Annotated in this window: 21 protein-coding genes and 1 other RNA gene; 11 read left to right on the top strand and 11 right to left on the bottom strand. The window is 40.7% G+C overall.

Annotation, left to right across the window (positions count from 1 at the left end; genetic code table 11):
• Positions 1-27: 27 nt before the first annotated feature.
• The gene (locus tag FC093_RS11015; RefSeq protein ID WP_137261826.1) at positions 28-933 is read left to right on the top strand and encodes an outer membrane beta-barrel protein; all 906 of its coding nucleotides are present in this window, start codon (positions 28-30) and stop codon (positions 931-933) included.
• Between the two features lie 271 nt (positions 934-1,204).
• Here FC093_RS11015 and FC093_RS11010 read toward each other — a convergent pair whose 3' ends face one another.
• The 6 genes from FC093_RS11010 to FC093_RS10985 all read right to left on the bottom strand — a co-directional run bounded on the left by FC093_RS11010 (position 1,205) and on the right by FC093_RS10985 (position 7,681).
• Entirely contained in the window at positions 1,205-2,842 is a 1,638-nt protein-coding gene (locus FC093_RS11010) for a UxaA family hydrolase (protein ID WP_137261825.1), read from the bottom strand.
• A 249-nt stretch (positions 2,843-3,091) separates the two neighbouring features.
• Entirely contained in the window at positions 3,092-3,931 is an 840-nt protein-coding gene (locus FC093_RS11005; RefSeq protein ID WP_137261824.1) for an amidohydrolase family protein, read from the bottom strand.
• Positions 3,932-4,230: 299 nt separating this feature from the next.
• Entirely contained in the window at positions 4,231-4,650 is a 420-nt protein-coding gene (locus tag FC093_RS11000; protein ID WP_137261823.1) for an NADH-quinone oxidoreductase subunit A, read from the bottom strand.
• A gap of 102 nt (positions 4,651-4,752) precedes the next feature.
• Entirely contained in the window at positions 4,753-6,438 is a 1,686-nt protein-coding gene (locus FC093_RS10995; protein ID WP_137261822.1) for a tetratricopeptide repeat protein, read from the bottom strand.
• Between the two features lie 65 nt (positions 6,439-6,503).
• Positions 6,504-7,436 (bottom strand): PstS family phosphate ABC transporter substrate-binding protein, encoded by a 933-nt coding sequence (locus FC093_RS10990; RefSeq protein WP_137261821.1) that lies wholly within the window; start codon positions 7,434-7,436, stop codon positions 6,504-6,506.
• The gene (locus FC093_RS10985) at positions 7,436-7,681 is read right to left on the bottom strand and encodes a hypothetical protein (protein WP_137261820.1); all 246 of its coding nucleotides are present in this window, start codon (positions 7,679-7,681) and stop codon (positions 7,436-7,438) included. The genes FC093_RS10990 and FC093_RS10985 overlap by 1 nt, the downstream gene beginning before the upstream one ends.
• Before the next feature lie 334 nt (positions 7,682-8,015).
• On the opposite strand from FC093_RS10985, the gene FC093_RS10980 reads away from it, so the two are divergent.
• Both FC093_RS10980 and FC093_RS10975 read left to right on the top strand, forming a co-directional pair.
• Positions 8,016-10,838, top strand: a complete 2,823-nt coding sequence (locus tag FC093_RS10980) for a M1 family metallopeptidase (RefSeq protein WP_137261819.1) — start codon at positions 8,016-8,018, stop codon at positions 10,836-10,838.
• A 3-nt stretch (positions 10,839-10,841) separates the two neighbouring features.
• On the top strand, positions 10,842-11,762 hold the full coding sequence (locus tag FC093_RS10975) for a hypothetical protein (protein ID WP_137261818.1): 921 nt from the start codon (positions 10,842-10,844) through the stop codon (positions 11,760-11,762).
• Here the strand turns inward: FC093_RS10975 and FC093_RS10970 are convergent.
• Entirely contained in the window at positions 11,751-12,419 is a 669-nt protein-coding gene (locus FC093_RS10970; protein ID WP_137261817.1) for a 2-C-methyl-D-erythritol 4-phosphate cytidylyltransferase, read from the bottom strand. The genes FC093_RS10975 and FC093_RS10970 overlap by 12 nt on opposite strands.
• A gap of 169 nt (positions 12,420-12,588) precedes the next feature.
• Between FC093_RS10970 and FC093_RS10965 the strand changes: the two genes are divergently transcribed.
• Together FC093_RS10965 and FC093_RS10960 are read left to right on the top strand one after the other, a co-directional pair.
• Entirely contained in the window at positions 12,589-14,592 is a 2,004-nt protein-coding gene (locus FC093_RS10965; RefSeq protein ID WP_137261816.1) for an ABC-F family ATP-binding cassette domain-containing protein, read from the top strand.
• 156 nt (positions 14,593-14,748) lie between these two features.
• On the top strand, positions 14,749-15,168 hold the full coding sequence (locus FC093_RS10960; RefSeq protein WP_137261815.1) for a hypothetical protein: 420 nt from the start codon (positions 14,749-14,751) through the stop codon (positions 15,166-15,168).
• 306 nt (positions 15,169-15,474) lie between these two features.
• Here FC093_RS10960 and fsa read toward each other — a convergent pair whose 3' ends face one another.
• The 3 genes from fsa to FC093_RS10945 all read right to left on the bottom strand — a co-directional run bounded on the left by fsa (position 15,475) and on the right by FC093_RS10945 (position 17,756).
• On the bottom strand, positions 15,475-16,131 hold the full coding sequence (gene fsa, locus FC093_RS10955) for a fructose-6-phosphate aldolase (RefSeq protein WP_137261814.1): 657 nt from the start codon (positions 16,129-16,131) through the stop codon (positions 15,475-15,477).
• A 190-nt stretch (positions 16,132-16,321) separates the two neighbouring features.
• Positions 16,322-16,421: signal recognition particle sRNA small type (gene ffs, locus FC093_RS10950), an RNA gene on the bottom strand.
• A 51-nt stretch (positions 16,422-16,472) separates the two neighbouring features.
• The gene (locus tag FC093_RS10945; protein ID WP_137261813.1) at positions 16,473-17,756 is read right to left on the bottom strand and encodes a type IX secretion system plug protein; all 1,284 of its coding nucleotides are present in this window, start codon (positions 17,754-17,756) and stop codon (positions 16,473-16,475) included.
• A gap of 454 nt (positions 17,757-18,210) precedes the next feature.
• On the opposite strand from FC093_RS10945, the gene FC093_RS10940 reads away from it, so the two are divergent.
• The 6 genes from FC093_RS10940 to FC093_RS10920 all read left to right on the top strand — a co-directional run bounded on the left by FC093_RS10940 (position 18,211) and on the right by FC093_RS10920 (position 22,986).
• Positions 18,211-18,573, top strand: a complete 363-nt coding sequence (locus FC093_RS10940; protein ID WP_137261812.1) for a YciI family protein — start codon at positions 18,211-18,213, stop codon at positions 18,571-18,573.
• On the top strand, positions 18,573-18,953 hold the full coding sequence (locus FC093_RS24225) for a sigma factor (RefSeq protein WP_240743266.1): 381 nt from the start codon (positions 18,573-18,575) through the stop codon (positions 18,951-18,953). The genes FC093_RS10940 and FC093_RS24225 overlap by 1 nt, the downstream gene beginning before the upstream one ends.
• A 6-nt stretch (positions 18,954-18,959) precedes the next feature.
• Positions 18,960-19,796: an RNA polymerase sigma factor gene (locus FC093_RS10935; protein ID WP_240743265.1), complete on the top strand. Its 837-nt coding sequence runs from the start codon at positions 18,960-18,962 to the stop codon at positions 19,794-19,796.
• A gap of 258 nt (positions 19,797-20,054) precedes the next feature.
• Positions 20,055-20,570 (top strand): hypothetical protein, encoded by a 516-nt coding sequence (locus FC093_RS10930; RefSeq protein ID WP_137261811.1) that lies wholly within the window; start codon positions 20,055-20,057, stop codon positions 20,568-20,570.
• A gap of 58 nt (positions 20,571-20,628) precedes the next feature.
• Positions 20,629-20,865, top strand: coding sequence for a hypothetical protein (locus tag FC093_RS10925; protein ID WP_137261810.1), 237 nt, complete (start codon positions 20,629-20,631; stop codon positions 20,863-20,865).
• A 735-nt stretch (positions 20,866-21,600) separates the two neighbouring features.
• Positions 21,601-22,986, top strand: a complete 1,386-nt coding sequence (locus FC093_RS10920) for a sulfatase-like hydrolase/transferase (RefSeq protein WP_137261809.1) — start codon at positions 21,601-21,603, stop codon at positions 22,984-22,986.
• 316 nt (positions 22,987-23,302) lie between these two features.
• Here FC093_RS10920 and FC093_RS10915 read toward each other — a convergent pair whose 3' ends face one another.
• Positions 23,303-24,358, bottom strand: a complete 1,056-nt coding sequence (locus tag FC093_RS10915) for a flavin reductase family protein (RefSeq protein WP_137261808.1) — start codon at positions 24,356-24,358, stop codon at positions 23,303-23,305.
• Positions 24,359-24,565: the final 207 nt, after the last annotated feature.

Here is a 24,565-nt window from a genome sequence, read left to right as displayed (position 1 = left end):
TACACATTTTTTCAAATCAACCATATTATGAAGAGAACTTTTATGGCGCTGGCAGCTATGCTGCTTGCTGCGGGCACCTTTGCACAAACTACCACCGATAGCTCGTATAATGCAGTGGCTGATACTACCGGCAGGGGCGGCCCAGATACTTTGCGGGTGGGCAATTTTATAATTGTAAAGCAAAGTAGAAACAGAGGTGCCAATAGTGAAGAAACCAACGGGAAACATCGCATGATTGTTGTTCTTACGAGTCCGCACGATTATGATTCTAATTATTACTCCAGGCACAACACTTTTACCACTAACTGGCTGGTATTTGATCTGGGCTTTGCCAATATAAATGATAAAACCAACTATGCGGAAGCCAACAGCAGCGACTATTTGCATAGAGCCAGCGGAGATGCAAAGCCTTTTGGTAAAAGCGATTTTAAACTGCGCACCAAATCGTCCAACGTAAATATTTGGGTGGTGACGCAACGGTTGAATATTGCAAAGAATGCTTTAAACCTGAAATATGGTTTAGGATTAGAAATGTTCAACTTCCGCTATGAGAATGATATTAGTTACAATAAAACGCCGGCTTATGTATATCGCGATACGGTAGAATTTTCAAAGGATAAATTGTATGCAGGCTATATTACCGCTCCATTGATGATAAATATTAATCCTTGGCCAGATAAAAAACGGCTTACGATAAGCTTTGGTGCAAGTGCCGGCTATCTTGTAGGCAGCCATACGAAGCAAATAAGTGATGAGCGCGGAAAACAAAAAACACGTGGCGATTTTGACCTTAATAAATGGCGCTTTGCTTATGTAGCCGAATTGGGTATAGGACCAGTACGATTATATGGTTCGTACAGCATCAATCCGCTGCACGGGCACGATTTAAAACAATATCCTTATGCAGTGGGCTTACGTTTTAGCAGTTGGTAAATTAAGCTGCAAGTTGTGAGCCATACGCCGCAGGCAGAAATTATGTAAAGGCTGCTACTTAATAGCATACATATATGCTGCCTGCGGCGTATAGCTGATACAATGAAGTGATTGAGTGGTGCAAACGTAACCTGTATGGTTCAGTCACCGACACAGTTAGCATCCAACAATATTTTCATTGCCTAAAATCTAACCAGTTATTAGCTAATTCGTCTTATAGCCAAAATAAGTTTTATTGCTAAAAATATTTTCCAGGCTCATTTTCTGATCATTACAACGACACTCCTCTAAACCACGGAATAAAGTCGTCCTGGTTCAACTGAACGGCTTTTGGTATCACTTCGCCGCTCGCCGCTTTTATGCAATATTCCAGTATTTCTTCACCCATTTCCTGTATAGTTTTGGTGCCTTCTATAATGCTGCCGGCATTAATATCTATAATATCACTCATCCGTCGGGCAAGTTTGGAGTTGGTTGCCACTTTTATCACCGGGCATATAGGGTTGCCGGTAGGCGTGCCCAGGCCGGTAGTAAATAAAATAAGTGTGGCGCCGGCTGCCGTTTTGCCCGTAGTAGCCTCCACATCGTTGCCGGGCGTGCACACAAGACTAAGTCCGGATTTGGTGGCCGGCTCGGTATAATTGAGTACATCGCTCACAGGTGCGGTTCCCCCCTTTTTGGCAGCACCTGCGCTTTTTATCGCATCGGTTATTAATCCGTCTTTGATGTTGCCGGGCGAAGGATTCATGTAAAAGCCGGAGCCCGCTGCGTGTGCCTTACTATCGTAGGTTTGCATTAAATGAATAAACTTTTGTGCAACAGCTTCATTCACACAACGATCCACTATACTTTGCTCTACGCCGCACAGTTCAGGAAATTCGGCCAGCAGCACTTTTCCGCCTAAAGCAACAACCATATCGGCACAATAGCCTACCGCCGGGTTGGCAGAAATACCACTGAAGCCATCGCTGCCACCACATTTTACACCCAGTACCAATTTATCTAAAGAAGCGGGTTTACGCTCCTGCTTGTTTAATTCTGTTAAGCCAATAAACGTTTTATAGATAGCCTGCCTTATCATGGTTTCTTCACTCTGCATGGACTGCTGCTCAAAGGTGAGCAAAGGTTTATCGAATGCAGGATTTGCCGCTTTTACGTCTACCAATAACTCCTGCATCTGCAAATGCTGGCAACCCAGGCTCAGTACCGTAATGCCACCCACATTGGGATGATTGGCGTAGGCTGCCAGCAGTTTTGCCAGCACTTCCGAGTCTTGTCGTGTGCTGCCACAACCGCCCTGATGGTTTAAAAATTTAATGCCATCTATATTCTTAAAAAAGCGCTCCTGGTGATGATTGTTGGTGAATGCGATATCGGGCGAAAGTGCTTCTCCTTCTTCATACGCTTCTACCAGTTGCCGCGTAAATGCTTTGTACTTGGAAGTAACCGCATAACCGAGCTCGTTGTAGAGCGCTTCGCGGATCACATCGAGGTTACGGTTTTCGCAAAAGACGGTAGGGATAAACAGCCAGTAATTGGCCGTGCCCACCTTTCCATCGCTGCGGTAATAGCCGTTGAAAGTACGGTTTCTAAACTTCGATACATCGGGGGGCTGCCATTGGTAATGCACACCACGGTATGCATAACCGCCTGCTGCATGGTGTGTGTTTTCGGTAGTCATGCGGGCGCCTCTTTGTACAGGTTGTACTGCTTTTCCCACGAGCACACCGTACATAATTATCTCATCGCCAGGCTGCAGGTCTTGCATAAAAAATTTGTGCTTGGCAGGTATATCTTCCAGCAGAAAATACTCTTCATCATTAAAAACAATGATTTCATATTTCTTTAAATCGTCTAGTGCAACCAGCACATTGTCTTTAGGGTGTATATGAATAACACGTTGTTTCATGGGATATCAACTTAAAAGGAATAGAGGCTTATAGCTACATTCAAGATGGTTTATGACATGCAGGCATGAATAGGAAGCAAATAATATTGCATCATTAAAAGCGTAGCTTGCGTTTTTTCTCTGTCAAATGTAACCCCTTTGTGCCGGGTATATTTTACAAGCCTTACCTGATGTTTGTGATATTTTATCTTCTTACTTTTTGCATTTTTTATGCCGTTTAATGTGAGGCAAATAATTGGTTTAATGGTTTTAATCTTCAGAAAGGTTATAAAAGGAAATGGCATTGCCGCCGAAAAACAGTTGTTGCTCTACAGTGCTGAACGATGAAAAATACGCTTGTACAATATTCAGTACCTCTTTGTACGAAGCAGCTAAAAGGCATACCGGCCAGTCGGAGCCAAACATAATTCTATCCATCCCAAAGGCATCTACAATCACATCTAAGTAAGGTATAAAATCCTGGTAAGTATGCGTGTGCCAGCCTGCTTCGGTAACCATGCCCGAAACTTTGCAATACACATTGCCAAAAGCTGCAATTTCTATCATGTGTTTTTTCCAGTGCAACAGATCCTGCAGCTTTATATTGGGCTTGGCAATATGGTCTATTACAAAACGTTGCTGCGGAAAACAGGCAACCAGCTTTTTGGCATAAGGCAGGTGTCGGGGATAAATAAGAATATCGTAGGTAAAGTTGTATTTGTGCAGCAGCGAGATGCCATACATAAATTTAGTGCCCAACATAAAGTCATCTTCCGGCTCGCTTTGCACAATATGCCGGAAGCCCTTTACCAACCTGAATTGCGAAAAATATTCGAGCCGTTCTTCTATATTACTTGCCTGCAGGTTTACCCAGCCTACTACACCTTTGATGAAGGTATTTTCGCTGGCGATTTGCAACAGGAATTTTGTTTCTTCTTCACTCTGGTCGGCTTGTACAGCCACACAGCCATCTATGCCATTGACTTTTAGCAAATGATGCAAATGATTGGGCAAAAAATCTTTTCGTATAGCAGACATTTCATCGGTCATCCAGCTATCGCGTATGGGATTATACTTCCAAAAATGCTGATGCGCGTCTATGGTGAGCATAGGTAAAAACTTTTGCCAAAATTACTTGACTAAAGGTCGCGATAGTTACTATTTTTTAGATGGGGATTATAACTGATATTTTGCGATGAGGCTAATGGAAAAATCCTCTGTGCATAACTCAGGTGCCTCTGTGGTGAAAAAACGTACTTGCATAAAAGCGTATAGTTATTCAACTGTTGAAGTGAGTGATGGCGCTTTTAGCGCCACAGACTACACCAATAGCTACATGGTAGCACTACAGCTCGTACCAGAAAAATGATAACGGGTGATATTACTGGCGGGTAATTGTATAAAGGATGCTAATCCTCCCAAATAAGTGCACCTTTTTTGATGATGTAAATGAAGCCAATGAGAAAGAAAGATACAAACAGCAACACTTCACCAAAGCCCTGCCAGCCTAAATCGCGGAAATTGACTGCATAGGGATAAAAGAAAATCACTTCCACATCGAAAAGTACAAACAAGATGGCAACTAAAAAATACTTGATAGCCATAGGCTGACGCGCCGTGCCGTGCGATTCGATACCACTGGTGAAGTTTTCGAGCTTATCGGCTGTTCTTCTTTTGGGTCCCAGCAGGTGCGAGCCGCCAATCATTACTGCCACAAAACCAATTGCAAACAGCAGTTGTATGCCAATAGGGAAATAATCGGCGGCAGTGCCGGTGGCAGTAGCGACGGCTGTAGTATTAGCCTGTAAAAGTGCATTGATAAGCTGCATGAGATACGGTTGTTGTGCAAAAATAAGTGTTGGACGTACATAAAAAAACTCCTCTTTTGTAAAGAAGAGGAGTTTTCATTGATGATTTATAACTTGTATAGATTACTTACCGCCCGATTTTGGCTTGGTAGCCGAAGGTTTGTCTGCAGGTTCCTTCGCTTTATTTGCTGCTTTTTCCAGCTGCTGAACAATATTTTGATATTGCGTATTGTCGGGTGCATACTGTACTGCCTGCCTGAACTGAGCCAGAGCACTGTCTAAATTTTGAGCAACATTGGCATAATAAGTTCCCTGCAAAGCGTAGTAATAAGCAATGGTAGCTGCATTTTTAGCTGTATCCTGCTTCAAGTATTCAATATACTTAGCGGTAGGCTCTACAGCAGCGGCGCCTGTAGTATCTTTTAGCTTTGCATTTTTTAAAGCAAACGTATAAGCATAAGGCTGATCGGGATAAGCTTGCATGTAGGCATTAATAATAGAATCGGCAAAAGTGGTATCATTTGCCATGATAGCTGCATCAGTCAGATCGTAATAGTCTCTGCTGGATGCTTCTTTATTCAAAGCAAAGCTTTTCCTTCTCCATTCCAGTCTTTCAACAGGGCGGTTTGCTTTTTTGTAGATGGAGGCAATCGTATCAATGTACTTTTGCTGGTTTTTTGCTACCGTATCAGCCTGCATAGCTTTTGTGAGATAGTTTACTGCTGTATCTTCCAGTCCGGGAAACTTAGAATATACTTTACCAGCCAGCATGTAATAATCGGGGTCTACGTCGGTACCGTTAATACGTGCACTGTCAAAGTATTTATCTAAGTAAGATTTTGCCTGTGCAGAATCGCCCAAACGGTCGTAGTTATAAGCATACAGGATGTTGAGACCAGGATAGGTAGCACACTGACCGGCAGCCATAGAATCTGCCTGGGCTTTGGATTCTTCATATTTGCCGGCGCGGAACAGGTAATCGGCTTTGAAGAAAGCAGTTCTGCAATCCTGATCAGCATATTTTACATAATTGTTCAGGTATTCTTGTGCTGCATTTACGTCGCGGTTTTTGTAGTAGTCAAACCAGTCGAAATATACCGGAGCAAAAGTCTGGTCGGCTGCTACAGCTTTGGAGTACCATTCTTCCATAGAAGGCTTGTTGTCCTGGCTTTTATATACATTACCTATCCGCTCGTAAGCTGCGGCATAATTGGGGTCTATAGCAGCCGCATTTTGAAATGCCTGTACTGCCTCGCCACCTTTGTCGCTGCCCATCTTAAGGTAGTTGATACCCATATTAATGTATATATCCGGGTTTTTAGGATCAATCTGGGCGGCTGCTTTTAGTTTATCTATAGCATAAGCCGGATCGCCTATCTTGGCACTACCATAAGCGTTGGCACGGCCAATCGCATTCAGGACATCGGGATTTTGCTTTCCTCTTTTACCATTAGACATGGTAATAGCCTGCTCAAACTTTTGCTTGGCTGCACTGGTATCGCCATTAATAAGGTCTATTTGTCCCATACCCACCAGCACGTACGGATCGTTGATGCCACTGTTTAATGCATTTTGATACAATTGCTTAGCACCTGTTACATCTTCGGAGCCGCGCACAAGCATAGACTGTCCCAGCCAGTAAATGGCGCGGCCATCTTTGGGATTTTTATCAACTACTTTTTGAAAGGCTGTTCGGGCGCTTTGGGTTTTGCCGTAATACAAATCCTTTATGCCCTCGTCAATAGACTGGGCTCTTGTACAAACGGTTGCCAAAGCCAAACCCAACACTAAAAACAAAGTCTTCTTCATGTTTCTCATTTTTTTATACTGGTTAAAAATCGTTTTCGTTATTGAATGTTCCAATAAAATGTTATTTATATATCACTTTTTCTAAGGTTCAAGTCTATTTTTCCGGGTACAAGATAAGACCGTCTGAAGATAAGTTGTCCACGCTCGAGGGACATAAAAGTGACAAATCCTGTACCAAGTCCCAATGAGTTTTCTTTTAAAATATAATACAAAGGTCGCACCAAAGGATACCACGTATATTGAATACTTTCGGGCGAAGGTTTTGCATAAGTCTTTGAGTCGCAGGGCTTGCACTCCAGCAGGGCAAATTTTATCTTTTTGCTGTCAGTTACCTGCTGCGGATCGTCCATATTTCCTACCCAACTCGAGCCTACAAAGCCTACTGCATTTTTGTTTTGTGCAATATAATCTATCACGCCATGGCTTCCGCCTTCAACCGCCCGTACATTTTTGCCAAATGGCTTGCCATGCAGTATGCTATCCTGCAGGTAGCGAACGGTACTGGTGGCATTGTTGCCATCTACCACCACCTGAATTGTTGCAGTATCGGCAGTCAGCAATTTTTGCAATTGTTCAACCGTAAATAAGCTGTCTTTGCTTTCGTTATTTACAATTACGCTTACTGCATCATACGCCAGAATATCCTGCTTTGGCCTATAAGACAACTTATCTTCCATTGTTCCTATTTGCGCCGCCGTAAGTGATTTTGCTACAATCACCATCCGTGTGCTATCGCTGTTCAAATCCCTGAAGCAATCGGCTTCTGATTTATACTCGGCAATAATATGCGTACCGGGGTAGGAAGATTCGTACACTTTGATTTGTTCGGTAATAACAGGTTTAAATGTTTCATCAACACTTATATGAATAGTACCCTTTTGTGGTGAGTCGTACACCTCATCGTAAGACTTGGAATTGTTGCTTTTGCAGGCTGATATACACCAGCAGCACAATACAATCAATAATATTAATACAATGTTATTTTTTATGTGCTCCATTAATATTCCTTTTTAAATCCTCTGTACAGGCGGAAAAAACCGTACAGTAAACATAATCCACCAAAGAGATACCGCAACACCGGATCAATAGGACTGACAAACTGGTCTATAGCATCTATGCCCAGCTTATCGCTAAATAGCATAACTACTGCCATTGCCAGTATTAATATTCCCATCGAAATATTATATACCATTCTAAGTTGTGAGAAACTTTTTTGTCGCCGGTCTTTATAATCATTCTTCATTAACAAACAACGTTCAAAACTGCTGTAAAGCAGCAAATTAACATAATTTACGGATGCAATGTAAGCAACTGCATACGAGAATAAAAAGGGTTACTAAATTTTTTTTTACTTTTTTCACATTCTGGTACAGATGCAAAAAAGAATAATCTCCATAAAATAAGGTTTGTATTTTTTACCACTGTTTTGTTAAATACTTGCATATGTACCGGCGATGCATAAAAATTATCTGTTTAAATAGCAGGCAGGGCTTGTTTAAGCACACCATTTTTTGAAATACATTTACCACGTGCAATACCAACCAAAAATCTTACTACTATTCTTATTATTTTGTATAATGAATTGCTGCAAGCTACAGGCGCAGCAAGGCGATTGGCAGCAAAGGGTAGATTATAAAATAAATGTATCGCTCGATGATAAAGCAAAGACACTCACCGGTGAGGAGACTATTTATTATACTAACCATTCGCCGGATACATTAAAGTTTATTTGGTTCCATTTATGGCCTAATGCTTACAAAAACGATCAAACAGCTTTCAGTGAGCAATTGCTCCGCAATGGCAACACCACATTTTATTTTGCCGATGAAGCACAGCGGGGATACATCAATCAACTCAACTTTAAAGTGAATGATGAAGCGGCAAATTTTATTAGTGACAGCACGCGTACAGACGTTGCAAGATTGATGTTGCCGCAGCCATTAGCACCAAAGCAAACCATTGTTATTACTACACCTTTCCACGAAAAACTGCCGTACAATTTTTCGCGCGGCGGCTACGAAGGCGAAACTTTTCAGATAACGCAGTGGTATCCTAAACCGGCGGTGTACGATAGCAAAGGCTGGCACCCGATGCCTTATTTGGATCAAGGAGAGTTTTACAGCGAGTTTGGCGATTTTGATGTAACGATAACAGTGCCTCAAAACTATATCATAGCTGCTTCGGGTAATTTACAGAATGAAGAGGCGTTGAGAAAGTTAAAAGCACTCGGTACGCAAAGTCCGGAGGTACAGGATAATTATAAGTTATGGCAGCAATCGTTGCGGATGCAGGCCATCCGTGAAAGAAGGCCGTTTGATGAAGTAATGCCACCTGCTGCATTGGCATTTAAAACATTACACTATAGGTTAAATAACGCACACGATTTTGCGTGGTTTGCATCCAAATTGTTTTTGGTGCAATACGATACGGTTCAGCTAGGCAAACAGGTAATAGATGCGTTTACTTTTTACAATCCCTGGGATAAAGAAAGGTGGAAAAATAGCCTGCAATATGTAAAAGACGGCGTGCATTTTTATTCGGATAAATTAGGAGAATATCCGTATGATGTAGTAAGTGCGGTACTTGGAAAAAGCAGCAAAGAAGCAGGTGGTATGGAGTACCCAACCATTACACTTTTGGAGATGAGTGATGCAGGTAAAGAACTGGATGCCACCCTTGTGCACGAAGTGGGACATAACTGGCTGTATGGCATTCTTGCCAATAATGAGCGCGACCATGCCTGGATGGATGAAGGCATGAACACCTATTACGAAAACAGGTACATTAATAATAAATATGTACGAACGGAGAGAAAAGGTTTTATCAGTAAAAAATTGCCCGATGATGAAGATACATTGCTGCTTCATACATTGATAAAACTGCATAAAAACCAGCCCGTAGATATAACATCAGACAGCCTTACGCAAATGAATTATGGGCTGAGTGTATATAGCAAAGGCGGCATGTGGATGAAGCAACTGGAAGAAAAATTAGGTACTGCTTTGTTTGACAGCAGCATGCATCAATACTATAATGAATGGCAATTTAAACATCCGTATCCGGCAGATTTTAAAAAGAGCGTCGAGGCTGCAAGTAATATTAATATTGATACCTTATATCAACAACTATTTACCACCTGCTCCCTTTATCCTGCAACAAAAAGACAGTTAAAAACAACAGGTTTATTCAATTTAAAAAACACGGATAAGTACAATTATATCTCACTTACGCCTGCTGGTGGCTATAACTACTACGATGGAGTAATGGTGGGCGGATTGATACACAATTATCAATTACCACTAAACAATTTCAACTTTTTGATGGCGTCTTTATATGCCACGCAAAGCAAGCAATGGAATGGTGCTGCACGTTTTTCTTATAGCATCTTCGATGAAAGAAAATGGCTGGAGTTTGCGGTAAGCGGTATGCGGTACAACATCAATGCATTTACGCAATACAATGGCGATAAGCTGTTCTTTACCTTAAACCGCATTGTTCCTTCTGTCAAATACCGGTTGTATAATAAAGATTTACGCGCTACCCGGCGTTGGACTTTTCTTTTAAAATCTTATATTCTGAATGAAGAAAGTTTTGGCGATTTTAAAACGGTAACCACCACAACAGATACGTTTTATGTGGCTAATAAAAGAAGCACAACTACTAATATCGCGCAATTAAATATCAGTGTAAGCGATAACCGCAAATTGTATCCTTATGATGCTTCACTAACTATTGATGCAGGGAAAAGTTTTATGCGTGCAGGCTTTACCGGCAATTATTTTTTTAATTATAAAAAAGATGGCAAAGGCATTAATGCAAGATTATTTGCAGGCAAGTTTTTTTACCTGCAACCAAAAACATTATTATCTAAAGGCGAGAATGACCGCTATCTTTTAACGCTCACTGGCCCACATGGTTATGAAGATTTTACTTACAGCGATTATTTTATTGGCCGCAACGGGCAGGAGGGCGGTCTGAGCCAGCAAATAATGCAAAGAGATGGCTTTTTTAAAGTGGGAACACCCCTGCTCAACACTCCGGTTGGTAAGACTGATAACTGGTTAATGGCATTAAATATTTGGGGTGATATTCCAGATGAAATAAACCCGTTAAAAGTATTACCTTTTAAATTACCGGTGCAATTATTTGCAGATATTGGCACCTACAGCGATGCGTGGAGCGAGGATAATAACGGCGGCAGGTTTTTGTTTGATGCCGGCATAAAAATATCCATTATCCACTCCACTTTCAATGTGTATTTGCCACTTGTTTATAGCAAAGTATTTCGCGATTATTATAAGACTTTTTATCCTGAAAAAAGGGTTGCCCACACCATTGCTTTCTCCTTCAACCTGCAGCAGTTGCAACCCAATAAACTTAACCGCAATATACCTTTGTAAGCAATGGCGCACGCGCAGTTTGATATTATTCCATCGCATGATATTAATGCAGCTAAATGGGATAATTGCATTATCAATAGCAAAGCCAATAACATATATGCAAGGTATATGTATCTGCAACATTTGGCAGATAACTGGAGTGGTTTGGTGATGAATGATTATGCTGCTGTAATGCCTGTTGTATGGCGAAAAAAATGGAGTGTCCGCTATGCTTATAATGCGCCTTTCATACAACAATTGGGGTTGTTTGGTACATACAATGCAGAGGAGTTAGAGCAAGCTGTTGAGGTTGCAATAAAGTATATAAAATATGGCGATTTGTATTTTAATCATACGAATGCAGTACTGCACTTTTTGCCATCGGCAAGAACATCCACTAATTTAATTATTCCATTACATGCAGGGTATGAAAAAATAAATAAAAGCTATCATACTCATTTAAAGAACAAACTGAAGAAAGCGACCAATCAACTATTCCAATACTTGATTAATGATGATATTGAACTGGCTATACATACCTATCAGCAATTATATGCGCAACGTTTTCCATCTGTAACAGCAGATAATTACCAGAGATTGATGCATGTTGCAAGGCAGTTGTATAACCAGCAATATTGTTTTGTAAGAAGCGTAACAGATAAAGAAAACAACTTACTTACAATAGCTTTATTCTTTAAAAATGAAAGCCGGATTTATAACATATTGCCTTCTACAACAGCAAATGGCAGAAAGCTTTCGGCTATGCACTTTTTAATAGATAATGTGATAAAAGAGTTTGCCGGCAACCCGTTTATCTTCGATTTTGAAGGTTCGGATGTGCGGGGTATCAAAGCATTTTATGAATCGTTTGGTGCAGTTAATGAGCCGTATTTTCATTTGCATTATAACCATCTGCCTATACCCATTAAATGGTTAAAGCGCTAAACGTTCACTTATAATTTTTTCTGCAAACCATAAGTCCGCCGGTCTGGTCACTTTGATGTTTTCATATTCACCTTCAATTAAACAAACTTCTTTGCCATAAGCTTCCACCACGGTTGCCTCATCGGTAAAATGCGCATTGAACGGCTGCTTAAAAGCCGGTACAATCAGCTCGCTCCTGAATGTTTGCGGCGTTTGTATCAGGCGTACTGTTTGCCGGTCAATCACTTTATGTTTCCCCTCCATTTCTATCCGCAAACTATCTATTGCTGTTACAGCCGGTATGGCGCTCCCCAACATGGCAGCTTGTTCGCCGCAGCGTTGAATTAAGTTTGGAGATACCAAACAACGTACACCATCGTGCACAAATACAAGGCTGTTTTCCGGCACTAATTTCAATCCGTTTTGTACCGAATGAAAACGGGTTTTGCCACCGGCAATCGTAGTTATTCTTTCGTTTAATAAAGACTGAATGACATCGGTATCAATATATGTTGCGGGTAATACCAGTATAATTTGCAGATCGTCGTAAGCCTGCAAAAAAGCTTGTATAGTGTACCACAGCAGGGGCTTGCCATGCAGCAGCAAGAATTGCTTTGGCGTACTGCTTTTCATTCTTGTGCCAGCGCCGCCTGCAACAATAACTGCAAATTTTTTCATTCCACAAAATAAAGCAATCCAACTGCAGTTTTCTTTACAACTCAATACTTCAGTTGTAGGTTAAAGTAAACTCCATCTACTACATTCATTTTATGCTAATGGTATTAAACTTTTATTATGCAGTTTTATACCTCATCCTCGTTAGCTTTGCACCGCAATTTTTTACAACATGTTAATAGGTTTAAACAACGTTACGTTTGAGTTTGGTGCGCGCGTGATTGTGCAGGAAGCTACCTGGCACATACATCCGGGCGAGCGGATTGGGTTAATTGGGTATAATGGTACCGGCAAATCTACTTTGCTTAAGGTGTTGGTGGGCGAATACCAGCCATCATTGGGAACGGTTGAACGTGGTCGCGGCACTACGATTGGTTATTTGCACCAGGATTTATTGAGCTTTGATACTAATGATTCTATACTCGAGGTGGCAATGGGCGCTTTTGAAAAAGTGAAACAACTGGAAAAGGAAATAGAAGCCTTGGGAATTGAGTTGGAAAGAACGTCGGATGAAAAACTGTTGGAACAATACACCGATAAACTGCACGAGCTGGAAGTGTTAGGCGGTTATAATATTCATCATAAGACCGAAGAGGTTTTACAAGGTTTAGGCTTTGAAAATAGCCAATTAAATCGTCCGTACAAAGAGTTTAGCGGTGGCTGGCGTATGCGCGTATTATTGGCAAAAATGATATTGCAGCAACCTGATGTATTATTATTAGATGAACCTACCAACCACTTAGATTTACCTTCTATAGAATGGCTGGAAAAGTACCTGATACATTACAAGGGAAGTGTGGTAATTGTAAGCCACGATAAGTATTTCCTCAACCGCATGGTTACAAAAATTGTAGAACTCTACCAGCAGGAGTTGCACATTTATTCAGGCGACTATGAATTTTACGAAAAAGAAAAAGCAATGCGCATCGAGTTGCAGCAGCGTGCTTTTGAAAACCAGCAGGAATATATTCGCCAGCAGGAACGTTTTATAGAACGCTTTCGCAGTAAAGCCACCAAAGCTGCGGCTGCGCAAAGTGCTATTAAGCGTCTGGATAAACTGGAGCGCATTGAGAATGTAGAAATAGAACGTCCTAACCTGCGCATCAACTTCCAGGTGGACAAACAGCCAGGAAAAGTATTGACTACACTGAAAGATGTAAGCAAGAGTTTTGGCAACCTCAACATTGTAGAGCATACCAGTGCAGAAATTGACCGTGGCGATAAGATAGCTTTAATTGGTGCCAACGGTAAAGGTAAATCTACGCTGTTGCGCATCATTGCCGGCACCGATCCAAACTTTGAGGGTGAGCGCATTTGGGGACATAATGTAGAAGAAAGCTTTTATGCACAGCACCAGTTGGAAGCGCTGGATTTAAACAATACCGTACTGGAAGAATTACAGGCTTGCGGCAGCGGCAAAACCGAAATGGAATTACGTTCACTTTTGGGTTGTTTTCTATTTAGCGGCGATGATGTGGAGAAGAAGATAAAAGTATTGAGTGGCGGCGAAAAAGCAAGAGTAGCCCTCGCAAAAGTAATTGTAAGCAAAGCCAATTTTCTCCTGCTTGACGAACCTACCAACCACTTAGACATGCACAGCGTAGAGCTGCTCACCGATGCATTGAACAAGTATGAGGGCAGCATTATTTTCGTGAGCCACGACCGTTACTTTATTGCCAATGCAGCCAATAAAATATGGGAGATTGTTGACCATCAAATAAAGGAATTTAAAGGCACTTATACCGAGTATGTAGAGTGGAAAGAACGCATGGCAAAACAAGGAAGGAAGGAGGACAGTAATAACAAAGATGACAGTAGTAAGATGACAGATGGCAGAGATAAAGAACAGAAAAATAAAGCTAACAATCAACAACAGCCTGCTGCATCTGTTAATCGTCAGCCATCAGCGGTCAGCGCTGTACAAAGCCGCGAGCAGCAAAAAGAACTGCAGCGGTTGCAAAAGCAATTTAGCAGGGCAGAAGAAGAACTGGAAAAATTAAAGCAGCAGCAACTCAGTATAGAAGCAGCAATGGCAAATCCGGAAGTGTATGCAGATAAAAACAAGTTTACAAAGTTGGAAACAGATTATAAAAATGCACTGCAAAAAGTGGCAACTGCCACTAAGGAATATGAAACATTGTTTGAAAAATTGATGGAAATGGAAGAGCAGGCTTAAAAGACCTGTTTTTATAACTTTTTTAAAGCGGCTTGGCATTGCGAATGCTAAGCCGCTTTCCTTTTTCTTGTTAGTGGGTAGCAGATAGCAGCGAGGTTTTGGCTTTTCATTTTTTTACTTTCTGTATCTTTCAATATCAAAGTGTAAATTTTTTGTATGAAGCGATTGGTTGGTTTGATGGTTTTAGTTACTTGTTTTGTTATTCATGGCAAAGCGCAACAGATAGAAAGTATTGAGTTTCACCTGTACACTGATAGTCTTAAAAAAGGGGTACATAACTATATTAATGTAGATGGAAAGTTGGGCGATGGCAATTGGCGTCCGCTAAATAGTAAATTAATACAATTTTCGTCTAATGCAGGTACCTGGGATGGTAACAATTTAATTATTGATTCTTCTTACAATAAAGATTCGGTAGTAGTAACGGCTGTGTTGAAAGGTAATACTGCTTTACAAAAGACAGTCACTATTTACATGAAGAGAAATTTAGTTGGTGAACGCCTGAAGACAGAAGAAGAACTGATGAAGGAGTGGGATAATAATAGTGGAAAAAAGGGGAGAAAAAGAGGGAATTAAATTGGATTGTCATTGTGGCAAAACAATTTGTACTAAGTTTTAAAATCAATATTGATGGCTTGTTTTGATTGTGTTACCATCCGCAGATTGCTTCGCTACGCTCGCAATGACCGAAAACGCTGACAGGTTTCAAAACCCTGTCAGCGTTTTAGTTTGAAGACTGTAAGCCTTGTTGCATAATGCACAGGTGTTGCAGTGAGTGACACACCAAAAGCTCCACAGCAGCACCGCAGCTCGTCACCAAAAAGAACCAGGCGCAAAAGCAAAGCTTTTGCGCCTGGTTGTATGTATTTAAAAGATAAAAGCTCATGGATGCATTTTCTTGGCATCCTCCAAAAACTTGGCAAGGCCAATATCGGTAAGCGGATGTTTGAGTAAGCCGAGGATGGACTCCAGCGGCGAAGTAACCACATGCGCGCCTGCTTCGGCACATTGTACAATGTGGTTAGAATTGCGTATAGAAGCGGCGAGCACCTGTGTTTCAAAACCCTGAATAGCATAGATGTTTACAATCTGCTCTATCAGCTGCACCCCGTCCCAGCCGGTATCATCTATACGGCCTATAAAGGGTGAAATATATTTGGCGCCGGCTTTAGCAGCTAATATGGCTTGCCCGGCAGAAAAACACAAGGTACAGTTGGTTGCAATACCATTATCGGTAAACCATTTAATGGCTTTTACGCCATCTTTTATCATTGGTACTTTTACCACAATATTAGGATGTATGGCAGCCAGCTTTTTGCCTTCGGCAATAATATCATCAAATTTCACAGATACTACTTCTGCGCTGATATCGCCGTTCACCATATTGCAAATGGTCTCGTAGTGTTTTGTAATAGCGGCTTCGCCGGTAATACCTTCTTTCGCCATCAGCGATGGGTTGGTAGTTACACCATCAAGAATGCCTAAATCATGGGCTTCTTTTATCTGATTAAGGTTGGCTGTGTCAATGAAGAACTTCATTATTGTTGATTTTTAATTGTTAATTGTCAATGGGTTAAACTGAATGATCAGTTTCAACGCTGGCACAAATGTACTAATAGCAAAGTAAAACTATTAATGCGGAACCGCAATTAGGCAGAATTCATTTTTGTTTAAAAGCGAGCGGAGTTATATGCGTGAAAGCTAATGAGCAGTAGTTCAATTAAATAAAAAACGGCAGGCTACTTACATCGCACCGCTACAACCGCTTACTCTTGCTACCTTCCGGTCCTGGGAGGGTTCAGCAGGAGCTGGTCGTATAAGACCTGCCGCGCGCAAAAATAAGTATTGCACCATAAAAAACAAATGCAATTTTATAATCTTTACAATCCGGTACGCGATGCGCGCGAATTAATGGTATAGGCGCCTACGAGTTCATCGGCACGGTCGCTAAAGGCACGGTAATATACCAGGATGGTGTAGTTGTTTTCGGTTTCCCAATAGTTACCTTCGGTAGCGGCAATATTAATGGGCGCTTTTGAATTGCCTGCGTCTTTGGTGCCAAACATATAGGTATAATAGCCTTGCTTCAGCAGTAAAGAAGTTTCGTACACACCCAGGTTGGCATTAAACTGTAGCTTAGTGCTATCGTTGTACTCGTAGTTGGTCATTTGCCCCATAATATACAGGTTTTTACCGGAGTAAGGCTGGTTGTTGGGCGGGATGAACAAGAAATGTACCCGTGCATAATCGCCCTGCAAAAAAGGATTATTTACATCGGTGCCGCCAACCTGGTAAAAACCATTCAAATCTTCATACCAGATGTAACGCTGGTTGTTTCGCTCGCCATCGGGCGCTACCTGAATTTCTGTGGGCGTTACCTCGCGGTTAGCACTTTTAATACGGTCGCTCAAAAACCTGAAACTCCGCAAATCAATCCAGCGGTATTCTTTTCCCGCGGGAAACAGAAAATCTTTTTCTCCATTATATTCAAACACATTCTGCCGCATAAAAGCGGGTTGCGCGTTCATTACCGCGTTGTCCCACCTGTAGTTTTGCAACACCACTACTTTTATCTGCTGTAACGGGTTCAGTACATTCAGCTTTGTTTTATCAATACTAAACTGCACTTTCTGGTGCGTTCTGAACAACTCGGTATTAAACGGCTGTTGTATTTGCGCAGCAACAGGCACAAGTTTGTTTACAATAAGTAATCTTTTTGTAAAAGCCAGCTTGCCCGTATCGCCATTAAGAAAAACTTTAAGCAGATAGTTGCCGGTGAGTTTGGGCATACAATTCTTTTCGGGCAGCAATGCCTGGTAATGAATGTATTTTACACTGGCAATAGATGATGCACGGTATTGCGTAATGCGGTTTTGCGTAAAGCCATCGAGGTAATCAAACGGACTTAAATCTACCGGCTGCCAGTCGGCATTGCAAAGCTGGTAGGTGTAGCTGTAGTTTTTTACCGTGCCATCCAAATCATCAAAATGCAGTTCGGTAGCACCCATTGCGCCATGCTGAATAATAGGATAGCCAAACTGGTTGCCGGTTAAAAACAATTGCACCGTATGGATGTTTGACATATATATTTTGTCGGGCTGGCGCTGCGCAAAAAGAGGCAGGTGAAAAAGAACACAGCAGGCAATACCAATCAATTGCTTCATGGAGGAGGTTTACAGTAACAAATTTTAAAAACTAAAAGTAAGGAAGATTGCTGAGGTGGGAAAAGGTTTAAAAAGGAGTGCCGGGCGCCAGTGAAAGTAGTACAACAAATAGCTGCTGCAATGTTGAAGTAATGCACATTGCAGATACGTGTGCTTATATTTGGGCATACAAACAATTGCTTATAGTATGGTTAAATACTTGTTCATTTTTATAATATTTTTCTGTGGTTGCGTGTATGAGGATAAGGATGATTATGGGTTTAAATGAAAATAGAAAAGTTTAGATCTGATGAATACTTTTCAGTAAATTATTTTATTCATAAATGACAGCACAACGGTTCTTTAAGAAGAATTCCGGTAAAAAATATTTCCGCCTTTTTGTCCAATTTACAATAAGCTCATTTGTTATTGAAGTATAAAATTTATTTCAATAACCATTTAAATTGAAAACAACATGGAAGAGTATGCATTAATTATGAGGCATGAAGATGGCAGAAAAGTAGCCTCGCCCGAGCAAATTCAGCAATGGATGAAACAAACCATGGATTGGATTGGCGGCATTGCTGCCCAAAACAAATTTGTAAGCGGCACTGGTTTGCCATTTGACAATGCAAAAGTAATCACCACCAAAAGCGGTAAACCGGTTGTTACTAATGGACCCTTTGGAGACATTAAAGAAACCATTGGTGGTTTTATTGTTGTAAAAGCCGAGTCGGTGGAAGAAGCAGTGGAATTTGCAAAGGGTTGCCCTGTTTTGCAGGGTGAAGGCAATAGTATGGAAATAAGAAAAATAGCAAAGGAAGAAAACGCTCACTAATGCAGCCGCAGGAATTGATACCGCACTTGTTCAGGACGGAATATAGTAAAATATGCGCTGTCCTGACAAGGTTTTTTGGTATTGAATATTTGGAAGTAGCTGAAGATATTGCCAGTGAAACTTTTTTGCTGGCGCTGGAAACATGGAGCTACAAAGGCATTCCGCAAAACCCGGTTGCATGGTTGTATGTGGTTGCTAAAAACAAAGCAAAGAATCATATTCAGCGCAATAATCAGTTTGATGAAAAAGTTGCAAAAGCAATACAAAACGATACCCCTGTCCATACTTTCATCATTGATTTATCCGAACAAAACATTGCCGATAGTCAACTACAGATGCTTTTTACACTTTGTCATCCTGCCATTCCGGTAGAAGCATAAATTGGTTTGTCGCTTCGTATTTTATGTGGTTTTGGTATTGATGAAATTGCAACAGCGTTCTTAACCAATAAAGAAACAATAAACAAGCGGCTATTCAGAGCCAAAGAAAAATTGCGTGCAGAACAAATAGCAATACAACTGCCGGCCGTTAATGAAATGGGTAAACGCGTAAATGCTGTTTTAACAACGCTGTATTTATTATTTAATGAAGGTTATTATTCCGAATCGGATGATGCCATCATTCGGGAAGAACTGTGTACAGAAGCGATGCGACTGGTGTATCTATTAATGAATAACAAACAAACAGATTTGCCTGAAGTAAATGCTTTGTATGCGTTGATGTGTTTTCATGCTTCGCGTTTTCCTGCGCGAAAAAATGGAAATGGAGAGATGGTGCTGTATGAGCAGCAAGATGAAGCACTGTGGAATTATGAACTGATTGCTACAGGTGCATATTATTTAAACAGCGCATCGCAGGGCAATTATATCTCCAGATATCACCTGGAAGCAGGCATTGCTTACTGGCATACAATCAAAGAGGATACAGGTGATAAGTGGGAAAATATTCTGCAACTTTATAACCAGTTGCTGCAAATAGCATATTCTCCTATAGCCGCGCTCAACAGAACCTTTGCACTTGCAAAAGCAAACGGTAAAGCAGTTGCCATTGCAGAAGCCGAGAAGCTAAGACTTACCGATAACCACTATTATTTTACACTACTTGGCGAATTGTACACAAACATTGATAACAATAAGGCAAAACACTATTTTGAGAAAGCTATCCCGCTTGCAAAAACAGCAACGGATAAACGGATATTAGTACAGAAAATGAATGATCTTTGATTGAAGGTTTTCTTACCCTTAATACCGGTTTTAATATATTGACTACTTCAATTTCATCTTAGCAGGAGTCGCTATTTTAAGAGTATGCCACACCATAACCCGGATAGCTTTAATAATAAATCCCTATAAAAATTATAATTTTTTATTCCTCCGGATTTTAAATTATCACACGGATAATTTATATATATTTGGTTCTCAATCGTCAAATTTTCACCAAAGCTCCCACCTTTTAACCACGCACAATAAAACCTCTGCAATATGAAAACGTTAATGGCGAGCGGTAAAGAATACACGCTCTATCACACCACCGGCAAAGTACTATCTTCCAGCAAAAACCTGTCAACCACAGTAAGTGCAACCGGCGGTGGCAACACGCCGGTAAATATGCGATCTACAACTACCGTGCACGACCAGATATTTTTGATGGACAATACCGGTAAAGAACATTCTTTTCAGCTCCAGGATTTTGATGTAGCCTGCCGCGAGGGCAACGAAGTAACGGTTGTATGGGCCGTGCAAAAGGGTAAAAAAGCTGGTGACTATATTGCAGCAACTAATCATACTACCAATCAGAACTTCTTTAATATTGGTGCGCTAAGAAGAATGTACCGCCCAACGTGGCTGATACCTATTGCCTTAACAGTAGTTTTTTTGTATATGGGAAGTGGTACTTCTATTTTATTGGCATTTGCAACCTGGATTGTATTTATAGCTTACACAATTAGTAAAGCAAACAGCTTTAAGAAAGAGTTTAATACCGGTATGTACTCTTAAGCGTTCTGCTTATTTTGCCTTTACAAATTTTCTGTGCTTATAAGATCTGCCGCAATAAATGAGAGCAAAAGAATGGCTTTGCAGACGTGACCCCACGCATGGAAAAGCTAACAGAGAAACGTGTATTGGCAAACGCATGGAAATGTCTCTTGCAAACAACACAACGTGGGCGCTGTGGCAGCGCTTTATGCCCCGGCGAAACGAAATAAAAAACAGCATTGGCATAGCTTTGTATTTTATACAGGTTTATGCGTCTTTGTATTTTGATAACTTCAATCCCGTCAGCACATTTTAAAAATGGGCAGCTAAAGAAGTAAGCGATTTTTGATGCTATTTCGGCTGTACAAGTTGCAAGCATTGAACTGTGAGCTATTAGCTAACTGTAATTGTATTATTTAGCTGAAAAAGGATTGTATTCTTATTTAAGTTCCTCATAAAAGAACATCATAATAACTGCTCTCTGCTTTTCTCTGTGCACTGCTAAAAAGTATAGGATTAAAGCTGGTGCATTCCTGTAATTGCCGGTTGTGCCTTGCCAAAATTTAAAATAAAGCAGGCACCTGCACTTTGCTTTTTGCGAAGCTGTAAACTATACTTAAATAAAGTCTTACCCATTTGTTGAAGCTTTCAAACCCTGGCGACGCAACGATGGACATAAACCAATAAGCTGCTGTATAGCAACAGGCTTGCGAGGGATGCAAATAGAAAGGCTTATAAGACCAAAAAGATGTTAAATATTTTTTGGATATATTGCTAACCCTTTTGTACTTTTATCGCGTATTTTTTTGTAGAAGTTTAACCTGAAACCCGGTTTTAGTGCTTATGGTTTTTTGTTTGCCAACAATATATTACAAAATAGTTTGAGCTGATATAATTAGTAAAATCGTGGTAGGTTAAATGCACCTGATTTGAGGAGATTGCAAAAGTGATATAGGTATAACAACCAAGAACTTGTTTTATTGTGTAATAAGATTAATTAATAGAAGCATATATTATTACTCATTTACTAAACGAGCTAAATAGCGAAAAAATGAAGAAACTAACTCTAATCCCCTGTGCATTGCTGCTGCTATGCTTATCTTCCTGCAACAAACCCGGGTTTGATAACAAAGAACTGCCAGCCGGAGTGGCGCAGGATGCTGTTAAATCGCAGACGCTGCGTAGTAGAAAACCCAATATTTTATTGCTGGTTGCTGATGATATTGGCTACGAAGTGCCTGCCTATACGGGCGGCCAGTCGTATCAAACACCTAATATTGACAGCTTAGCCCGGGTTGGCCGGCAGTTTTCAGATGCCAACAGCACTCCACTCTGCTCGCCATCGCGCCAGTCTTTCCTTACCGGTAAATACAACAATCAAAATTATACTACCTGGGGAACTATGTTGAGAGACCAGAAGACAATTGCCAATATGCTAAGGTCTAATGGCTATGCTACTGCCGTTTCGGGCAAGTGGCAATTGGATGGCGGCGATGTAGCCATAAGAGGTTTTGGCTTCAGCGATTATCTGGTGTTCTTACCGTATAACGGCGGGGATGAATCTGAAGAAAATAAGGGGCGATATAAAGATCCTACCTTGTATCAAAAAGGAGCTTACTTACCTCAAAGTGCAACCCAGGGCAAATATGCCGATGATATGTTTGTAGATTTTACATCCCGTTTTATAGATAGTGTAAACAGGAACACATCCAAACCCTTCTTTGTATATCATTCTTTTTCGCTTTGCCACATGCCGTTTTCACCTACACCAGACAACCCGGATTATGCAACCTGGGATTTTGCCGGCGGCGCATCTAGTAAAAAATATTTCCCTGATATGGTGAGGTATATGGACAAAGAAGTGGGTAAACTGATGGACACGCTGAAGGCGAAAAATTTACTAAATAACACCATTGTTATTTTTTGTAGCGATAATGGTACACCAAAGAGCATTACTTCTACCTGGAACAATACAAGTATTGATGGCGCAAAAGGCCTGACCAATGTTTACGGCACCCACGTGCCTTTTATAGTGGCAGGACCTGGCATTAAGCCCGGTATTAAAAATAACATTATTGATTTTACCGATCTGATGCCAACAATGGCAGATCTGGCAGGCATACCGCAGCCTACCACCTTCGGACATCTGGATGGCGTTTCTTTTTATGGCGCTATTTACGACCTTCCTTTTACAGCGAGAGATTGGACGTATATATATTATAAGCCATTATCTTCTGCGGGTGATAAACGCTTTAAAGTATTTGCAAGGCAGGCGCAATACAAAAAGTATGATGAAACTGATGTCAATCACTTCTATGATATAATTAATGATCCACTGGAAGAGCATCCTATTACAAACCCTACGCCGGAGCAAAAGAAAATAAAGCAGCAACTTAATAATGTAATAAATACACAAGAACAATATAACCTGCAATGACAGCAATAAAGAGTAGTTTGTACAGGCAGGTAAAACTGAATTGTAAAGCGATTCTCTGGTTAAGTTGAACAGAATTGATAAACAGTCATCATCTTTGTAAAAAAGGGATGACTGTTTCTGTTTTAGAGCTATAATATCTATTTGCCGAAAAAGCGGACACGTTTTGTCTGGCTGTTATCATAGCAGTATTGTTGAGAACGTTATTCAGAAACAACTAAAAACCGGTGAAGTAATACGAGTATGAATAGTAGCACAAAATTGCCCTTACCATTTACAGCCCTTTGCTTTTAAGACAATCATTTTAAATCAGCCATTCTCACGCATGCAGTTCCACATCGCCAAACACTGGATGTCCCACACAGGTGAGCACCAAACCTTGCTCTATGTCTTTTGGTGTTAATACTTCATTGTACGACATCCATACTTCGCCTTTGGTACAGCGCATGGTGCAGTTGCCACACTTGCCGGCCTCGCAACTATAAGGCAGTGCAATGCCTTCTTTTTTAGCCGCTTTCAAAATTGTATCAGGATAATTGACAATAACACGATAAGCTTGTCCGGCAAAATAAATATCTGCATTGTATGGTTGTTTGTCCGGCGGTTCTGCTACTGTGTTTACTTTTTGCGTATTAAAGTTTTCTTTCTTAATATTTTCAGTGGGAATATTTAACTCTTGTAATGTATAAATGCACATCCGCATGTAGTTTACCGGTCCGCATACATACGCTAGTACTTGCTGCACAATAGCTTTCTTGTATTGATTAACCAGGCTGAAAATAAAGTCTCTATGCAGGTGAGCACGATAGATATTTTTGTCTGTACTAAATAAAAATTCAATGATTAACCTGTCTGTAAATTGTTGTTGTATTTGTCGTAGCTCGTGTAAAAAAGCGGTACTTAACTGCGAATGACTGCTGTAAATAAGTACTGCATGAATATGCGAATGCTGATGTAGTATGGTTTTGATAATCGAGTAAATAGGCGTAATGCCGCTGCCCGCTGCAAAAAAGAAAACCTGTTTATAGTCTTTTATATTTTCGGGTAATGTAAATAAACCTGCAGCACCAATCGTTTCCAGCACATCGCCCGGCTGTACTTTATCAGTCATAAAACGGGAGAACAGACCATTTTCTATTCTTTTTACACCAACAGCTAATGGCTCGTTAAGCACAGGGGATGAGGTAATAGAATAAGACCGCCGCGTTTCTATACCGTTAAAGTAGTGAATGAACGTAAGGTATTGACCTGCCTGGTAGTGGATACGATTGGCTGCATCTTCCTCAAATATAAACGTCTTAAAGCCAGGAGCTTCTTCTGTAATACGTGTAACCGTTAGCTTTTTTAATAATGGATTATTTATTGGTAGCTCCATACAGCCGAAGGTAAGCAACCGGGGCTTTATAGTAAACTATCACATGTATGATTTTTAGTTGGATAGTGTAATGTTGCTTTGCACTGCTACGCACCAGTCCTGCACAGGTTATCCCTCATTTTGGCGGCAATACCATGGCGCCGCATAAAATTTCTATAAGATGTGGTAAGATTAAAGGAAATTCACCATCAATGTAATTGTACAAAT

Origin of the sequence: Ilyomonas limi (assembly GCF_005233845.1) — a bacterium.
Classification (GTDB): domain Bacteria; phylum Bacteroidota; class Bacteroidia; order Chitinophagales; family Chitinophagaceae; genus Ilyomonas; species Ilyomonas limi.
The sequence above is the reverse complement of the archived record's forward strand: the minus strand, read 5'-3'. Positions and strand labels throughout refer to the sequence as shown.

What these genes read in the sequence shown, in the direction of transcription:
- FC093_RS24225 (WP_240743266.1), top strand. Translation starts at nt 18,573, where the DNA reads ATGCAGCCGCAGGAATTGATACCGCACTTGTTCAGGACGGAATATAGT.
- FC093_RS11005 (WP_137261824.1), bottom strand. Translation starts at nt 3,931, where the DNA reads ATGCTCACCATAGACGCGCATCAGCATTTTTGGAAGTATAATCCCATA.
- FC093_RS10960 (WP_137261815.1), top strand. Translation starts at nt 14,749, where the DNA reads ATGAAGCGATTGGTTGGTTTGATGGTTTTAGTTACTTGTTTTGTTATT.
- FC093_RS10940 (WP_137261812.1), top strand. Translation starts at nt 18,211, where the DNA reads ATGGAAGAGTATGCATTAATTATGAGGCATGAAGATGGCAGAAAAGTA.
- FC093_RS10915 (WP_137261808.1), bottom strand. Translation starts at nt 24,358, where the DNA reads ATGGAGCTACCAATAAATAATCCATTATTAAAAAAGCTAACGGTTACA.
- FC093_RS11010 (WP_137261825.1), bottom strand. Translation starts at nt 2,842, where the DNA reads ATGAAACAACGTGTTATTCATATACACCCTAAAGACAATGTGCTGGTT.
- FC093_RS10975 (WP_137261818.1), top strand. Translation starts at nt 10,842, where the DNA reads ATGGCGCACGCGCAGTTTGATATTATTCCATCGCATGATATTAATGCA.
- FC093_RS10995 (WP_137261822.1), bottom strand. Translation starts at nt 6,438, where the DNA reads ATGAAGAAGACTTTGTTTTTAGTGTTGGGTTTGGCTTTGGCAACCGTT.
- FC093_RS10970 (WP_137261817.1), bottom strand. Translation starts at nt 12,419, where the DNA reads ATGAAAAAATTTGCAGTTATTGTTGCAGGCGGCGCTGGCACAAGAATG.
- FC093_RS10920 (WP_137261809.1), top strand. Translation starts at nt 21,601, where the DNA reads ATGAAGAAACTAACTCTAATCCCCTGTGCATTGCTGCTGCTATGCTTA.
- FC093_RS10985 (WP_137261820.1), bottom strand. Translation starts at nt 7,681, where the DNA reads ATGAAGAATGATTATAAAGACCGGCGACAAAAAAGTTTCTCACAACTT.
- FC093_RS10925 (WP_137261810.1), top strand. Translation starts at nt 20,629, where the DNA reads ATGAGAGCAAAAGAATGGCTTTGCAGACGTGACCCCACGCATGGAAAA.
- FC093_RS11000 (WP_137261823.1), bottom strand. Translation starts at nt 4,650, where the DNA reads ATGCAGCTTATCAATGCACTTTTACAGGCTAATACTACAGCCGTCGCT.
- FC093_RS10990 (WP_137261821.1), bottom strand. Translation starts at nt 7,436, where the DNA reads ATGGAGCACATAAAAAATAACATTGTATTAATATTATTGATTGTATTG.
- FC093_RS11015 (WP_137261826.1), top strand. Translation starts at nt 28, where the DNA reads ATGAAGAGAACTTTTATGGCGCTGGCAGCTATGCTGCTTGCTGCGGGC.
- FC093_RS10965 (WP_137261816.1), top strand. Translation starts at nt 12,589, where the DNA reads ATGTTAATAGGTTTAAACAACGTTACGTTTGAGTTTGGTGCGCGCGTG.
- FC093_RS10980 (WP_137261819.1), top strand. Translation starts at nt 8,016, where the DNA reads ATGAATTGCTGCAAGCTACAGGCGCAGCAAGGCGATTGGCAGCAAAGG.
- FC093_RS10930 (WP_137261811.1), top strand. Translation starts at nt 20,055, where the DNA reads ATGAAAACGTTAATGGCGAGCGGTAAAGAATACACGCTCTATCACACC.
- FC093_RS10945 (WP_137261813.1), bottom strand. Translation starts at nt 17,756, where the DNA reads ATGAAGCAATTGATTGGTATTGCCTGCTGTGTTCTTTTTCACCTGCCT.
- fsa (WP_137261814.1), bottom strand. Translation starts at nt 16,131, where the DNA reads ATGAAGTTCTTCATTGACACAGCCAACCTTAATCAGATAAAAGAAGCC.